Below are 14380 nucleotides of genomic sequence, written 5' to 3' on the forward strand. Positions count from 1 at the left end.
TCAACCCCAGGAAGATGCGCGGAGGGCGCTGGTTCGTGGATGGAGAGGGGCTCATCGCGGCGTGCTCTCTGACCGTGCATCGTCCGGCGGGTTGCCGTCGTCCATCACCAACTGCACGCGCTCACCTTCGTGGGTGATCGTGCGCCCGATGCGGCGCGCTGGCACCCCCGCCACGATGGTGTTGCTGGGTACGTCGGAAGTCACGACCGCTCCGGCCCCGATCACGCAGGCATCGCCGATCGTCACGCCTTTCAGGATCACGGCGTGCGATCCGATGAAGCAGTGATCACCGATCGACACGGGCGCGTAGTCATAGGGCTCCACGCCGCCAGACAGGCACCAGCGCACCGAGTCGTGCGTGAGGATCTGGGTGCCGACCGAGATGGAGCAGTGCCGGCCGATGCGGATGCCCGCCGTGCCGTCGATGGAGCAAAAAGGCCCGATCCAAGTGTGGGCTCCGATGTCGACCTTGCCCGCCAGCGTCGTGGAGTTGTAAATGGTCACACCATCGTCGCCGCTCCAGTATTTGCCGCGCTCCTTCCACTCAAAGAGGTCTTCGTAGAAGGGGTTGATGCGCTGATAGGTGGCGTGTGTGTGATCGCGCAGCTTGCCGTGCAGCGATCGCAGCGTGTCGAGCAGGCGCTTTTCCTCGTCGCTCAGGTCCATGCCATGTCTCCTTCCAGGTCCATTGCCGGGCTGTGCTTCAGCGCATGTCGGGCCGCTTCGGCGAGGCTCATGCCTCCCAACCGGGCCCGTGCCATCACCTGGCCCACCTTCACGCCGGCGGCGAACAGGTCCATCACCGAATAGGGCCCCAACTCGGATGGCATGTACGACATGAAACCGGGGGGGGCCATGCGTTCCGGGTAGACGGAGATTCCGTGGGCCTCCAGGTGGTCGCGGTCCACGCGGCCGGAAACCACGCCAACGCCCGTGGTATTGGCGGCAACGAGTTGCTGCGTATCGATCAGGCCTGAGGGCCCTACCAGAAGCCGGTGGTCCGCGTGTTCAGCAACGATGATGTAGGTGGCCCATTGCGCGGCTTGCGCGGCCTCGGCTGGTGAGCAAGTGGGCGTGATGCGCCGGCACGCGATCCCGAGGCGCTGGAAGCCGTCTTCCATGGGTTGTGCCAGCGTGTACTGATCGCCGATGACGAGGATGCGGTCATCCGCTACCGAGGCTTTGTGGCTCATGGCGAGGTGCATGGCGGTGAGAAAGCTGTAGGGCCGGAGATCGCAGGGTGCCTCGTGTTCGTTGGTGCCCATGATCAGGATGCCGCGCTGCCGCGCGACATCGAGGTCGATCTCGCCGGGACGCAGCTCCCACGGTTCCCACATCAAGGGCAGTACGGCGGTGGGCTTCATGCGGTTCAGGAACGCCGCGTCGAAGGGGCGCAGGTGCCCGCTGTTGGTGACGATGTCGGCGGCGGCGATGTCCTGGTCCGACAGGCTGGTGCGGAACTCCCAGCGTTCATTGAACCCTGCCGCGGTGTAGACCGCCCGCATGGAGGCTTCGACTTCCTGCGCGCTGGCGTACCGACTGTTGCGGCAATAGGCGATCACGCGTTCGGCGCCGCCGAGCAACGCCATCATGGGGTTGAACAGGTACGTGCCTGAGGCCGCTTCGGTCAGGATGGTGAGGCCACGGCAGTCGATGCCGTATTTCTGTACGAGCTGCTGCGCATACTTTTTCGCGCGCGCGGGTGGAATGGGCATGGGCAGTCAGGGATCAACGGAGCAGGGAGGACAGCCAGGTGCGCGCGCCATCGCCGTCAAACCGCAGTCGCCGCAAGGCCTGCGGGTCGTCGGCGTGCGGCCGGGACGCGCCGTAGCGATCGAGGCTCTCGGCGTTCAGGAACAGATGAATAGGGTGGAAGTTGTAAACACGCAGTCCACCGCCGTTTGCGAGAAGCTCGGTTTCCGGATGGAAACTCACCGCTGACATGGCGCGCTGGAACAGAAGTCCATCGTCCGCGAAATGCACCGGCGCTTCCACCAGGCCGTTGAGCTGGCGAAAGGGATGGATGTTCGCATCGCCGAACATGAGGTAGTTGCTCAAGTGAGTGACGCCAGCTTCTCGGTAGAGCTCCAGCCAGCGCCCGGAGGTTGTCATGGCGTGGCTGCGCAGCACCTGGGCCTCGGGCGCCATGCGTGCCAGGGCCATCACGATGTCGCGGGCCGAGCGGGGTGTCTCTCCTCTGAGCAAGGGGTCGAAGTTGGGATGCAGCCCCAACTCGAACAGAGGATTGGCCCGCAGACGCGCCAGCAAGGGCGTGTCATGCGTGACGAAAAAACACGCCTTGACAGCCGCCCGCTCGATTAGGTCGATGGTGTCTTCGAGCACGGCGTCGTGCGCCCAATCGATGTCGATGGACAGCACGCGCTTGCCAGCCCAACTGCTCGCACGCTCGGGATCAATGTCCCGGAAGTGGATGAACTCAGCCATCGGAGTACGCCAGGCCGATGCCGTCGCGGCCGAATCGGTTGCCGTTGTAGAGCATGTAAAGCCGTTCGCCGTGGCGAATCACCTCCATCTTGTCGATCGCTTCGCTGTCCCATCCGCTTTCGCTCACGGGCAGGCCGTGGTCCGCGTGGCGCGTCCAGATTACCCCGTCAAGGCTTTCGGCGTAGCCGCATCGGTAGCCGACATCGCGTCGTTTGACGGGAAACCACGCACGGTAACGTCCGTTGTGCTCGTCGATGGTCATGCGAGAAATGTTCGTCTCGTCGTCCTGCAGTGGCAAGGCCACTTCACCCGAGCGCGTCCACTCAATGCCGTCTCGTGAGCGGGCAATCTTGATGTCATACCAGGAGATGGCCCCCCCAGCGGTGAACTCGAACTTGAAGCCGGAGAGGTAGTACATCAACCACTCGGGGCCTTGGCGGATGACGGTGCCGCCAGACACCATCCAGGGGTCGAAACGGCTGCGTTGCAGGATGGGCGCGGGGGAGTGTTTGCTGAAGGTCTCTCCACCATCCCGGCTGATGGCCAGGCCGATGGCGGCATAAAACAACGGATCTTTCTTGCCGGTGTTCCAGCCCAGGTAGTAAAGATAGAGGTCGCCGTTGTCGGCGCGCGCGATGCTGCATGCCTGTACGCCATGGTCGTCGAAGTGACCCCAATCGCCAGGCGCCAGTACCGGTTCGCGCGAGGGGTTCGAGACCACTCCGGTTGTCAGGTCGACGTCGAAGCGGCCCACATGGGCGCGGTTGTCCTCATCGCGCGAACTGAAAAAGATGCGGTACCGGCTGCCGCCGAGCGGTAAACGCGTGGGCAGCGCCGCATGGCTGGCTTGCCAGGGCAGCGTGGAATCGGGCCGGTAGATCAGCCCTTGCTTGGTCCATTGCATGGCGCTTGCGCCCTTCTTCCCGTCAGGATCGGCCGTACAGGTAATTCGACACCCCCTGAACCTGCCCACCCACCATTTCGTGAATGCGGTGAACGGCCAGTTGGCGATAGCCGAAGCGCCGCATGTGGGCGCTCAAGCGTGGCTCGAGTGCGTCCTCGGTTTCAATCAGCACCTGGCGTAGCCCGCCCGACTGCAGCAGTCCCTGGGCTCCTTCAAGCACAGAAAACTCGGCGCCGTCCACGTCCACCTTGAGGTAGTCAGGGTGCGGCAGGCCATAGCGCTCGATCAGCGAGTCGAGGGCATCGGCCAGGCAGGGCTGTGCGTACATCACTCCGCGTTCCACTAGGCCAGCGCGTTGATCGGCACCACTGAACTTGCCATGTGCCCCCTCGTAGGGCAGGTCTGGCGAAACGAGTTCGATCAGTGCGGGCCTGTCGGACAGAGCCAACTGCAAAGCGGTGAAGGGGTGTTGAATCCGGTCCTGGTTCAGCACGCGGTTTTTGCTCAGAAGGCCGAAGTTGAGCGCGTCCGGCTCGAAGGCCACCACCGTGCTGGCGCGCGCGATGGCCGCATACAGGGCAAACAGGCCGTTTGATGCGCCCACGTCGTAGAAGCAGGCGCCTGCGGGAAAGGCATCCATCCAGGCAATGGTGTCGGGCTCAATGTCGAAGAAGCGCTCGGCGACGATGGCCGACAGCCTGTTCGGCGTGGCCAGGCGCATCGACCCGCGCGGCAGGGAAACCTCCATGTCCTGCGTCAAGGCGGGGCCGCGCAGGAGGTCGACGGGGTCGTGAGCTCGCAGGCCCAGGGCGTCAAGCCGTTGGGACATGGCTCGCCAGGCCAGACCGGTCACGAGGACGCGGCTGAAGCTGTGCTGCTGCTCAAGCGCTTGCTCGGCCGAGCAGATGGTGATGCCCTCGTGCATGCTGCCGGCCTTTCCGTCATCGATGATGCACACGATGGGAAGGTCGGGCCGCTCGCGCCGCAGGGTGTCGAACACGAACCTGCCGACAGCACCGAAGCCATACAGCGCGATCGGTCCGGAAGGAATGGCGCGCAGGTCGGTGATCATGCGAAGGCGGCCTTGAGTTGCTCGGGCGTCGGAAAGTCCGGTGTGACCAGTTCCTGCTCGGGGCGGTAGACGGCGTAGGGGTGGGGCATGCCACGATCGACGAAGGTCGACTCGGCGGCGTCGTTGTATCGCACGTGGATCGACCATCGGATGGCCTGCGTCACGTTGTTGCCTGAGCGATGCACAGCGAAAGCCGAGAACACCACGAGATCGCCGGCCTTGACCTCGACAGGAACGAAGGCCTCGGCTGGTGCGATCGAGTTGGGGATGTGTCGGTACCAGGTGTCTTTCTCGGTGGGGGCCAGGCCCTGCAGGTGGCTACCGGGGATGAATTCGATGGCGCCCAGGTTCACGTCGATGTCGACGAGCGGCACCCAGATCACCACCGAATTGAGGCTGCCCTGCATGCTGCGCCAGTCCTGATGAGACGGCGTCTTGTAGTGCCCTTCGATCTTGGCCAAGTGGCGCGAGTTGAAGTAGATGATGGGCTTCACGCACACGATGGGCATGGCCAGACCCAGGCGCTGCAGCAGCTGGGTGATCTGCTCGGATACGACGAAGCGGTGCATGCCAAGGATGTGCTGCGCCGCGCGAGCGGCGCCAATGAAGTCCTGGTAGTTGGCGTTGAACAGCGCATAGAGTGCGTCTGCGAATCCCTGCTCGCCGTGGCTCTGTTCCACGATGCGGTTCTTGCGGAACATTTGCCGAAACACGGCCTGGGCTTCCTGGCGGATCGCGTTGACCTCCGCCGGGTCGACGGCATTGGGAAGGCAAACGAACCCGTCGCGCTTGTAGGTATCGATGATGTCCATGGGGCGTGTGTGGACCGGGGTCCGTGGAGCAAAGGGGGAGCGTGCTTACTTGCGGACAAGGATTGTCCACTCATACAGCGGATAGTCGTGCAGCAGCGCCACCTGGCGCGAGTAGTTGCGTTTGCAGTGGTCGAACCAGAACAAGGGGTCGCCGTAGAACAGGTGGGGCTCTTGCCAGTCCACGTAGGTCGACAGCAGATTGAAGGCGAAGCCCTTGCGCGAACGGCGGTGCATTTCGTCGAGCTTGCCCAGGATGAACCGCTTCCACTCGTCTTCGCTGGCTTCGAAGCGCACGTTGAACGTGCCCGAGACGAATGTGTAGTCGGCCTCGGTCTCGAGGGTGGTGCTCTGGCGCAGGTCCAGTTCGCCCTGGAACCCACCGAGACGGGCGCGAGCGGTGTCGAGCATCTTCTCGCTGAGGTCGTAGCCGTGGTAGGCGCTGACCTTCATGCCCCGCTCCAGCAGATGGTCGAGGTGCGCGCCATAGCCGCAGCCATAGTCGTTCACGCTGAAGGGCTGGGCGCTGGCGTCGACGACCGAAGTCAGTTTTTCAAACCGCAGGCGCTGCGACTCGGGCGTGTTCCAGCCCACGGCCGTGGAGACGGGGCCGTTGCGCTCGAGGTTGTCGCTGTAGAGCTCGCCGATGCGAGACAGGGGCTTGGACAGATCCACTCAGAACTCCAGTTGGTCGCTCGTCTTGGGGAAGGCCTTGGTGGCGCTGGGAACGAACACCTCGCGTTCTCGGGTGTCGCGAGCAATAACGGCACCCGCGCCGATGAGGTTTTCGGGGCCGATGCTCAGGCTGTCGTGCAGCGTCGAGTTGACGCCGAGAAAACTGTTGTCGCCGATCTTGCAGGAGCCGGACACCACCACGTGTGAGGAGATGAAGCAGTGGTTGCCGATGCTCGAGTGATGACCGATGTGGTTGCCGCTCCAAAGGATGGTGTTGTTGCCGATCTGCACGTGGGGCTGGATGACGTTGTTCTCGAAGATGAACACGTTCTCGCCGAAGCGGTTGCTGCTCCAGGTTTTGACGTTGGGGGCAATGAAGGAGGCGAAGGAGTAACCCCGGGCCTTCAGCTCCTCATAGGTCGCCTGCCTGAGCTTGTTCATCTTGCGGTAGCCGATGGCCACGAAGACGTCGACCTCACCTGGCGGGTGGTGGCGCTCGAGCTCCTCGATCGTGACGATGGGCAGTCCGCCGAACGTGTCGTGGGTCTTGTATCGCGCGTGGCAGGCGAAGGCGCGCACGCGGTAGTCGGTGTACTCGTGGAAATAGTCGCGCACCACCTCCGCGAACAGCGCGGTGCCCACGACGACCATGTCTTTCATGTTGTCTCCTGGTTCGCCTCGGCAGACGCCAGGGCGGAAAACGGCAAAACGTAGAAGCCGGGGTATTCGCGCAACAAGGTCTCGCGCGTGGCGTCTCGCAGCTTGGCCGAGCGCAGCCGGGTGAAGTAGTGGTAGCGGATGTCCTGGGTGCCCCACTTCTTCTTGAAGGCGTACACGCCGTCCTGCGTCAGCCAGGTGCCGCCCCAGTTCCACTGGCGATAGCCGGCCGCCATGGCATCGACCATGGCGTCGTGGATCAGAAGGGGCAGGGCTTGGGAGGACCGGTGTTGCTCAACCACGCAGGGCGTGAAGTACTCCACCGTCTGATTGCCGTAGAGCAGCAGCAGCGCGGCCACGCGCTCGCCATCGAGTTCGGCCAGGTAGATGGTCCACGCGTCGCGTGGCAGCCGCGTGGGAATCTGCTGGAAGAAGCCGAGCCGCTTGGGCAGTCCGCCGATGGAGCGGATGTTCTGATCATGGGTGGCGTGCAGGAACGCAATGGCCTCGTCCGACTGAGACTTCGAGACCGTCATACCGCTGCGCTGGGCCTTGCGGATGTTGCGCGGGCGCGGATCGTCGAACAAGGCCATCAGGCTGGCCGCCTGCCGGTCCTCGGGGAAGACCGTGAACTGCCCGATGCGCTCGTCCCGCAGTTCGTGCGGCAGATGGCTCTCATAGAGCGCGTGGTCGGCGACCAGGGGATTGGTGATCAAGGTGGAGGCCACGGCGCCGATGCGCTCGCCGAAGGCGTCGAAGGCGCGCACCACGGCCAGCCAGGCCTGCCGATCGCCATCGGGGACGATGGCGCCGCCATTGCTGCCATAGAAGGCGAGCGAATTGACCACTGGGCCCAGCGCGCCCTCCTTGACCAGCAGCGGCAAGGCCGCGCGCAGGCCCGAAGCATCCTGAGTGGTCAGCCAGTAAGGAGTGGATTGTGTTTCTGCCGCCACCAGGTCGATGTAGCCGGGGCTGGCGTAGATCAGCGTGCGCGGATCGCGGTAGACGAAGGCCTCGATGGCTTCGTCGCCCGGCCCTTCGATCAGTTGGGTGTGAAGGGCGCTCATGGCAGGGTCGTGGCGAGCCATTGCTCGACGTTGAGCAGCGACCAGATCAGCAGGCGCCGGTTCTGGCGTCCTTCGAGGTGCTCGTTGACGAGACCCGCGACGGCGTCGCGATCGAGCAGGTCGTACAGGCGGGAGTGCCCCCCGAGCAGCTTGCGGCGCACGAAGTCGATGCTCTCGCCTTTGAACCAGCTGGCATCTGGCGAGGAAAAACCCTGCTTCTCGGCTTGTGTGACGCTGGGAGGGATGTGGCGCGCCATTACGTCGCGCAGGATCTGCTTGCCGTCGCGGGTCTTCTCGAAGTACTTCATCGCCTTGCCGCCCGGCTCGTTCTCATTGATGCGCACCACCTCCGCCAGGTTGTTGAGCTTGAGGTTGACCGGGCACTGCATGGCGAAATCGACCAGATCGTTGTCCATGAAGGGCACGCGCGCTTCGAGGCCATGCGCCATGCTCAGCTTGTCTTCCACCACGAAAAGGCCGTGCAGGAAAGTCTTGGCCTCGAAGTACAGCGAGTGGTTGATGTAGTCCTCAGGCCGGTCGAGTTCGTTGTCGTGCGTGAGGAAGACGTCGCGGAAGATGTCGCGCGTCCAGACGTGCTTCACGTCGCCCCAGATCGGCGCGAACACCTTGGAGAGGACCGTGTTGGGGATGAGCCGGTGCCAGAACACGTAGTACTGGTCGATGTAGTGCTCGAAATCCTGGTTGACCACCGCGCGGTAGTAACGCCAAGGGTAGCCACCGAAGAGCTCGTCGCCACCGCCGCCGGACAGCACCACCTTCACGAACTTGCTGGCCAGTTGGGCGGCGTAGAAGTTGGGGTAGCTCTGGCCCACGCGGGGCTCTTCCAGGTGCCAGGCCAGCCGCGGCAGGCAACGCTCCATGTCGCCTGCCTTGAGCACCATCTCGTAGTGTTCGGTCTTGAAGCGCGCCGACATGGCCTCGGCCTTGACGCGCTCGTCGAAGGCCAGTTCGATGCCCGAGGCCGAACTGAGGTCGAAGCCGCAGGTGAAGGTCTTGAGGTTGGCGAAGGACTGGGCGGCGACCGCGGTGATCGAGCCGCTGTCCATGCCGCCCGACAGGTAGGCGCCCAGTTCGACGTCGCTCACGAGCTGGCGGTTGACGGCCTGGCGGAAGAGGCGGTCGAGCTCTTCCAGGTATTCCTCGCGGCGGGCCGGCCGGTCGGGCTCGCGAAAGCGGTAGTCCCAGTAGCGCGTGCGCTCCAGCGGCGCGTTCGGCTGGCGCAGGTCCATCGTGGCGTAGTGGCCCGCGGGCAGCAGCTGTACGTCCTGCAGCAGGGTGCGGTCGGTGAAGATGTTCTGGAAGGTCAGGTATTCCAGCAGCGCTGGCTTGTCCAGTTGGCGCTGGAAGGCGGGATGGGCCAGGATCGCCTTCTGCTCCGAGGCAAACAGCAGGCGTCCGTTCTGCTGTGCCACGTACAGCGGCTTGATGCCGTAGCGATCGCGCGCCAGCAGCAAGCGGCGTTCCTTGCGGTCCCACAGGGCGAGCGCGAACATGCCGTTGAGTCGGACCAGGCCCTCGGGCCCCCAATGGGCCAGGGCGTGCAGCAGTACCTCGGTGTCGGACTGCGAGCGAAACCAGTAGCCCGCCGCCTGAAGCTCGGCGCGCAGCTCGCGGAAGTTGTAAATCTCGCCGTTGTAGGTGATGACGTAGCGGTGGTCTGCGCTGATCATCGGCTGGTGCCCGCCGGGCGACAGGTCGATGATGGCCAGGCGCCGATGCCCGAAGCCCACCGGCCCTTCGATCCAGTGGCCTTCACCATCGGGACCGCGATGGGCGATGGCATCGGTCATCCGCTGAAGGATGACCGGCGACACCGCGTCACCGGAGAGTTCGATAAGACCCGCAATGCCACACATCAGGGGTTCGAGCTCAGGACCTGGTCGATGACGTACGCCTGCTCGGCCTCGCTCATGCCGTGGAACAGGGGCAAGGAGATGCTGCAGTCGTTGGCGGCCCAGGCCTGGGGAAAGTCCGACGGCGCAAGCTGGTACTTCTCGCGGTAGAACTGCAGCATGTGCACCGCGTGGGTGGCCGGGCGGGTGGAGATGCCCGCCTTGAGCAGCCGGTCCATCCAGTCGTTGCGGCGCGCGTTGACCCGCGGAATGGACTCGCGCGTGACGGGCTCGGGCTGAAACAGGCAGGGGTAGCTTTGATAGCCGTGGGTCATGTTCTGCACATGGGCCGGCGTGCGCAGCCAGGGCAGGCCGGCGAAGGCCTCGTCGTAGACCCGCGCCAGCCGTTGGCGCTCGGCCACGATGGCCGCGGCGCGGTCCATCTGGGCGGAGCCCAGGGCGGCCTGGATGTCGGTCATGCGCTGGTTGTAGCCGGCGTCCGGGTGGTCGGCCAGCAGGTAGGGGCGTGGGCCCAGGTGGCGCTGCAGATCGCTCATGGCCGCGCCATGGTCGCGCAGGCGGCGCAGGGTCACGGCGAGCTCGTCGTCGTCGGTGGTGACCATGCCGCCTTCACCGGTGGTGATGGCCTTGCGCGGGTGGAAGCTGAAGGCTGCGGCGTGGCCGAAGGTGCCGACGTGGCGGTCGCCGATGCGGCTGCCGAAGCCGCAGGCCGCGTCTTCCACCACCCACAGCTGGTGCGCGCGCGCCAGGCGGTTCACCCCGTCCATGTCGGCCGGCAGGCCGAACAGGTGCACCGGCAGGATGGCGCGCGTGCGCGGCGTGATCTTGGCCTCGAGGTCGGCCAGGTTCAGGTTGAAGGTCTCCAGGTCGATGTCGCAGAACACCACCTTGCCGCCCAGGTGCTCGACCACGTTGGCCGTGGCGATCCAGGTGAACGCCGGGACAATGGCCTCGTCACCCGGGCCGAAGCCCAGGGCCGCCAGCGCCAGGTGCAAGCCGGTGGTGCAGGAGGTCACGGCGATGGAGTGCTTGGCGCCGGTGAAGGCGCTCCATTTTTCCTCGAACTCGCGCACCTTTGGGCCCTGCACGAGCCAGCCGCTGCGCAGCGGCCCGAGCACGCTCTGAATTTCTTCCTCGGTGAGTTGGGTGCGCGCGATGGGCACCTGCATGGCGGCGGTGGTGGTGTTCATGGGGTCCTCTTGTGGGTCAGACGGGCAGTCCGACGGCGGCGCGGCGGGCGGCGACTTCGGCCTTGTGGGCGGCTCGCCATTCGATGAGTTTGCGCAGGCCTTCGCGCAGCTCGATGCGTGCAGTGAACCCGATCTCGCGCGTGGCCTTCACGGGCGAGCCGATGCGGTTGCGCACCAGCGTGGCCTGGCTGCGCGGCGCATAGCGGATGGGCTCCTTGCAGCCGGTGAGTTCGATCAGCATCTCGGCCAGCTCCTTGAGCGAGGTGCGCTGACCAGTGCCGACGTTGTAGAAGCTGTCGACCGTGTCGGCCTTCATGGCGCAAAGGTTGGCCAGGCCACAGTCCTCGACCGCCACGAAGTCGAAGGCTTCGGAGCCGTCGCCCATGATGGTGGGGCTCTCGCCTTTGTCGATGGCGTCCAGCATCTTCATGATCACGGCGATGTAGGCGCCGTGGTAGTCCTGGCGCGGACCATAGACGTTCATGTAGCGCAGGCCGACGAAGTTCAGGCCGTAGCGGTGGTGGAACGAGCGCATCATGGCCTCGCCCGCGATTTTGGTGGCGCCGTAGAAATTCTGGTTGTTGAACGGGTGGTCTTCGGTCATGGGCTCTTGGATGGCGTCGCCGTACACCGATGCCGAAGAGGACCACACCAGGCGCTTGATACCCTTGGCCACGCAGGCTTCCATCACATTGAAGGTGCCGCGCACGTTCACGTCGAAGGCGGTGCGCGGGTACTCGTGGCATTGCAGCAGCCACAGCGCGGCCAAGTGGAACACCCCGTCGGCACCGTCGAACGCCGACTGCAGGATGTCCGTTTGCATGATGTCGCCACCGGCCTCGTAGATGCGCACGCGCGGGTCCTTGAGTGCCTCGGCCAGGTTCTCGGCGCGACCACGCACGAAGTTGTCGTAGATCACGATCTCATTGACGTCTTCGCGCAGCAGGTGGTCGACCGTGTGGGAGCCGATCAGGCCGGCACCGCCGACCACCACGAATTTCTTGCCTTTGATGTCCATAACGGGTTTCTTGAAGTTCAGGGTTGGGTGGACGCGCAAGCGTCCTGAAGGGCTTCGATCACGCGGTCCTGCACGGCTTCGCTCAGATCGGCGGACATGGGCAGGCTCATGACGCGATCCGCCGCGAAGTCGCTGGCCGGTGTGGGGTGGGGCGGGCACAGGCCGGCGTAGGCCGGCTGGCGGTTCAATGGCATCGGGTAGTGCACCGCCGTGGGCACGCCACGCTGTTCCAGTTCCTTTTGCAGCGTGGTGCGCTGTTCCACGAACACGGTGTACTGCGCCCAGACACAGCTGCGATCGGCGGGGCGGCCGAGCAGGCCGATGGGCAGGCCGCTGGCGCGCAGCACCTGGCCCCAGCGCTCGCCAAGGGCGAGGCGCCGTTCGATCTCCCAGTCGAATCGCTCGAGCTTGGCCAGCACGATCGCGCACTGCAGCGTGTCCATGCGCCCGCCCACGCCGATGCGCGTGTGCACATAGCGGCGCGATTGGCCGTGCACGCGGATCTCGCGCAGAGCCTGGGCCAGACCGTCATCGTTGGTGAAGATCGCCCCGCCATCGCCGTAGCAGCCGAGGGGCTTGCTCGGGAAGAAGCTGGTGCAACCCAGCGTGGAGAGGTTGCCGCTGGGGCGGCCGCGGTAGGTGGCGCCAAAGCTTTGCGCGGCGTCCTCGATCACGGCGATGTTGCCGTGGCGAGCCGCCACGGCGTTGATGGCGTCCATGTCCGCGGTCTGCCCATACAGGCTCACGGGCATGATGGCCTTGGTGCGGCTGGTGATGCGGGCCTCGATCTGGGTGGCGTCGAGGTTGCAGGTGCCAGGCTCGATGTCCACGAACACAGGCGTGGCGCCCGCCAGAACGATCATCTCGGCCGTGGCGGCGAAAGTGAAAGGCGTGGTGATCACCTCATCGCCGCGCCCGATGCCCAGGGCCATCAGGCTCATCAGCAATGCCTCGGTGCCACTGGAGACGGTGATGCAGTGCCGCGCGCCCGTGCGCTCGGCCAGCCTCTCCTCCAGCTCGCGCACCTCTGGCCCCATGATGTACTGACCGTGTTCCAGCACGGCGTTGATGCGCGCCTGGATCTGCGGCTGCAGCGCGCGGTACTGGCTCTTGAGGTCAATGAAAGGAATGCTCATGGCGAGGGTTCTCGGCTGAGTTGCCGCCCGCTGAGGCGGTATTGCGTACCCGTGTGCGGGCAGGTGTGTTGGCCGCTGCCCTGCAGGGGCAGCGGAATCGGCTCGCCGTGCTCGCTCATCCAGCCCACCTGGCGGGCTGGCACGCCCACCATGAGGGCGTAGGCGGGCACGTCGCGCGTGACAACCGCGCCCGCACCCACGAAAGCGAACTCTCCGATCGTGGTTCCGCACACCACGGTGCAGTTGGCGCCGAGCGTGGCGCCACGGCGCACAAGGGTAGGGCGGTACTCGTGCTTGCGCTCGACCAACGCGCGGGGGTTGTGCACGTTGGTGAACACCATGCTGGGGCCGCAGAACACCCCCTCTTCCAGGGTGACGTTGTCGTACACGCTCACGTTGTTCTGGATCTTGCAGCGGTCGCCGATCTCGACCCGGTTGCCCACGAACACGTTCTGCCCGAGCGAGACGCCGCGGCCGATGCGCGCGCCCGCGCACACGTGCACGAAGTGCCACACGCGCGAGCCCTCACCGATCGTCGCGCCTTCGTCGACGATCGCGCTGGGGTGGACGCTCAGGCCGTTCAAGCGGACCGCCCTTTCAGGAAGGGGTGGCCTTCACCGGCGCGCGCCGCCGTGGGGTGGCTGTTGCGGATGGTGTCCACCACTTCGATGCAGGGACGGGCGTCGGCCAGGCCGTAGCCCCGGCCCGCCAGCACCTCGCGGTAGCTGGTGGTGTGCAGGTCGGTGAAGCCCTCGGAGAACTCGAGCTGCTCGCCGCTGATGTCGATGTTGCGGAAGGTGCTCTTCTTACCTTTTACGTCGGCCGGGAGGTCGTCGGCGTCGATGGACAAAAACCAGCGCACCCGCGCGCGCTCGTACTCCAGGTAGCCCGCGGCTTTGGCCTCGGCGTTGAGATGCACCTCGTTGCGCAGCGCAGGACCGAAGACGAACTGCAGCATGTCATAGAAGTGCACACCAATGTTGGTGGCCACGCCGAAGGACTTGCGTGGGTCGCCTTTCCAACTCTCCATGTACCACTTGCCGCGCGAAGTGATGTAAGTCAGTTCGACGTCGAACTTGCGATCGCGGGGCGCGGCCGCCACTTTTTCGCGCAGTTTCAGGATGGCGTCGTGGTGGCGCAACTGCAGGATGTTGTAGACACGACGGCCCGTCTCGCGCTCAATCTCGGCCAGCTCGTCGATGAGGGCCGGCGTCGGCACCAGGGGCTTCTCGCAGATCACGTCACAACCCAGCCGCAGGCCAGCGGCGATGTGGGCGTGGTGCAGGTGATTGGGCGAACAGACGCTTACATAGTGCAGGGCGGTGGCCGGGTCGCGACGCAGGCGGTAGGCGTGCTCCAGGAAGCGCTCGAAGTCGGTGAAGAACTCGCTCTGGGGCGAAATGCTGTCGATGATGCCGACCGAATCGTTGATGTCGTACGCGACGGACAGGCGGTGACCCAGGTCCTTGATGGCGCGCATGTGCCGCGGGGCGATGTAGCCGGCGGCACCGATGAGGGCAAAGTTTTTCATGG

The 14380-nt window shown here is 65.0% G+C and carries 15 protein-coding genes; all 15 read right to left on the reverse strand.

Going from position 1 to position 14380, the window contains the following annotated elements:
• Window positions 1-51 precede the first annotated feature (51 nt).
• The 15 genes from SOM08_RS01310 to SOM08_RS01380 are packed head-to-tail and all read right to left on the reverse strand — an operon-like array spanning window position 52 to window position 14378.
• Window positions 52-666 carry an acyltransferase gene (locus SOM08_RS01310; protein ID WP_322469906.1) on the reverse strand — a complete coding sequence of 205 codons (615 nt, stop codon included), beginning with the start codon at window positions 664-666 and terminating at the stop codon, window positions 52-54.
• The gene (locus tag SOM08_RS01315) at window positions 657-1715 is read right to left on the reverse strand and encodes a hypothetical protein (RefSeq protein WP_322469907.1); all 1059 of its coding nucleotides are present in this window, start codon (window positions 1713-1715) and stop codon (window positions 657-659) included. The genes SOM08_RS01310 and SOM08_RS01315 overlap by 10 nt, the downstream gene beginning before the upstream one ends.
• Before the next feature lie 13 nt (window positions 1716-1728).
• Window positions 1729-2445 carry a hypothetical protein gene (locus tag SOM08_RS01320; RefSeq protein ID WP_322469908.1) on the reverse strand — a complete coding sequence of 239 codons (717 nt, stop codon included), beginning with the start codon at window positions 2443-2445 and terminating at the stop codon, window positions 1729-1731.
• Window positions 2438-3349: a hypothetical protein gene (locus SOM08_RS01325; protein ID WP_322469909.1), complete on the reverse strand. Its 912-nt coding sequence runs from the start codon at window positions 3347-3349 to the stop codon at window positions 2438-2440. Before SOM08_RS01325 ends, SOM08_RS01320 begins: the two co-directional genes overlap by 8 nt.
• 22 nt (window positions 3350-3371) lie before the next feature.
• On the reverse strand, window positions 3372-4421 hold the full coding sequence (locus tag SOM08_RS01330) for an FkbM family methyltransferase (RefSeq protein WP_322469910.1): 1050 nt from the start codon (window positions 4419-4421) through the stop codon (window positions 3372-3374).
• Window positions 4418-5233, reverse strand: coding sequence for a phytanoyl-CoA dioxygenase family protein (locus SOM08_RS01335; protein WP_322469911.1), 816 nt, complete (start codon window positions 5231-5233; stop codon window positions 4418-4420). The genes SOM08_RS01330 and SOM08_RS01335 overlap by 4 nt, the downstream gene beginning before the upstream one ends.
• Window positions 5234-5278: 45 nt before the next feature.
• Window positions 5279-5905, reverse strand: coding sequence for a class I SAM-dependent methyltransferase (locus tag SOM08_RS01340; protein WP_322469912.1), 627 nt, complete (start codon window positions 5903-5905; stop codon window positions 5279-5281).
• On the reverse strand, window positions 5906-6565 hold the full coding sequence (locus SOM08_RS01345) for an acetyltransferase (protein WP_322469913.1): 660 nt from the start codon (window positions 6563-6565) through the stop codon (window positions 5906-5908).
• Complete coding sequence (locus SOM08_RS01350; protein WP_322469914.1) at window positions 6562-7629, reverse strand: GNAT family N-acetyltransferase; 1068 nt, start codon at window positions 7627-7629, stop codon at window positions 6562-6564. Before SOM08_RS01350 ends, SOM08_RS01345 begins: the two co-directional genes overlap by 4 nt.
• Window positions 7626-9506, reverse strand: a complete 1881-nt coding sequence (gene asnB, locus SOM08_RS01355; protein WP_322469915.1) for an asparagine synthase (glutamine-hydrolyzing) — start codon at window positions 9504-9506, stop codon at window positions 7626-7628. Before asnB ends, SOM08_RS01350 begins: the two co-directional genes overlap by 4 nt.
• On the reverse strand, window positions 9506-10693 hold the full coding sequence (locus SOM08_RS01360; protein ID WP_322469916.1) for a DegT/DnrJ/EryC1/StrS family aminotransferase: 1188 nt from the start codon (window positions 10691-10693) through the stop codon (window positions 9506-9508). Before SOM08_RS01360 ends, asnB begins: the two co-directional genes overlap by 1 nt.
• Window positions 10694-10709: 16 nt before the next feature.
• Window positions 10710-11711 carry an NAD-dependent epimerase/dehydratase family protein gene (locus SOM08_RS01365; RefSeq protein ID WP_322469917.1) on the reverse strand — a complete coding sequence of 334 codons (1002 nt, stop codon included), beginning with the start codon at window positions 11709-11711 and terminating at the stop codon, window positions 10710-10712.
• A gap of 17 nt (window positions 11712-11728) precedes the next feature.
• Entirely contained in the window at window positions 11729-12847 is a 1119-nt protein-coding gene (locus SOM08_RS01370; protein ID WP_322469918.1) for a DegT/DnrJ/EryC1/StrS family aminotransferase, read from the reverse strand.
• Window positions 12844-13422: an acyltransferase gene (locus SOM08_RS01375; RefSeq protein WP_322470683.1), complete on the reverse strand. Its 579-nt coding sequence runs from the start codon at window positions 13420-13422 to the stop codon at window positions 12844-12846. The genes SOM08_RS01370 and SOM08_RS01375 overlap by 4 nt, the downstream gene beginning before the upstream one ends.
• Before the next feature lie 5 nt (window positions 13423-13427).
• Window positions 13428-14378, reverse strand: coding sequence for a Gfo/Idh/MocA family oxidoreductase (locus SOM08_RS01380; protein ID WP_322469919.1), 951 nt, complete (start codon window positions 14376-14378; stop codon window positions 13428-13430).
• Between the last annotated feature and the right edge of the window lie 2 nt (window positions 14379-14380).

It is taken from the genome of Hydrogenophaga sp. SNF1 (genome assembly GCF_034421675.1).
GTDB classification, from domain to species: Bacteria; Pseudomonadota; Gammaproteobacteria; order Burkholderiales; family Burkholderiaceae_C; genus Hydrogenophaga; species Hydrogenophaga borbori.

Excerpts from the sequence above, each read along its gene's own strand:
- SOM08_RS01320 (WP_322469908.1), bottom strand. The coding sequence starts at position 2,445 with ATGGCTGAGTTCATCCACTTCCGGGACATTGATCCCGAGCGTGCGAGC.
- SOM08_RS01310 (WP_322469906.1), bottom strand. The coding sequence starts at position 666 with ATGGACCTGAGCGACGAGGAAAAGCGCCTGCTCGACACGCTGCGATCG.
- SOM08_RS01365 (WP_322469917.1), bottom strand. The coding sequence starts at position 11,711 with ATGGACATCAAAGGCAAGAAATTCGTGGTGGTCGGCGGTGCCGGCCTG.
- SOM08_RS01325 (WP_322469909.1), bottom strand. The coding sequence starts at position 3,349 with ATGCAATGGACCAAGCAAGGGCTGATCTACCGGCCCGATTCCACGCTG.
- SOM08_RS01315 (WP_322469907.1), bottom strand. The coding sequence starts at position 1,715 with ATGCCCATTCCACCCGCGCGCGCGAAAAAGTATGCGCAGCAGCTCGTA.
- SOM08_RS01370 (WP_322469918.1), bottom strand. The coding sequence starts at position 12,847 with ATGAGCATTCCTTTCATTGACCTCAAGAGCCAGTACCGCGCGCTGCAG.
- SOM08_RS01350 (WP_322469914.1), bottom strand. The coding sequence starts at position 7,629 with ATGAGCGCCCTTCACACCCAACTGATCGAAGGGCCGGGCGACGAAGCC.
- SOM08_RS01335 (WP_322469911.1), bottom strand. The coding sequence starts at position 5,233 with ATGGACATCATCGATACCTACAAGCGCGACGGGTTCGTTTGCCTTCCC.
- SOM08_RS01330 (WP_322469910.1), bottom strand. The coding sequence starts at position 4,421 with ATGATCACCGACCTGCGCGCCATTCCTTCCGGACCGATCGCGCTGTAT.
- SOM08_RS01360 (WP_322469916.1), bottom strand. The coding sequence starts at position 10,693 with ATGAACACCACCACCGCCGCCATGCAGGTGCCCATCGCGCGCACCCAA.
- SOM08_RS01345 (WP_322469913.1), bottom strand. The coding sequence starts at position 6,565 with ATGAAAGACATGGTCGTCGTGGGCACCGCGCTGTTCGCGGAGGTGGTG.
- asnB (WP_322469915.1), bottom strand. The coding sequence starts at position 9,506 with ATGTGTGGCATTGCGGGTCTTATCGAACTCTCCGGTGACGCGGTGTCG.
- SOM08_RS01380 (WP_322469919.1), bottom strand. The coding sequence starts at position 14,378 with ATGAAAAACTTTGCCCTCATCGGTGCCGCCGGCTACATCGCCCCGCGG.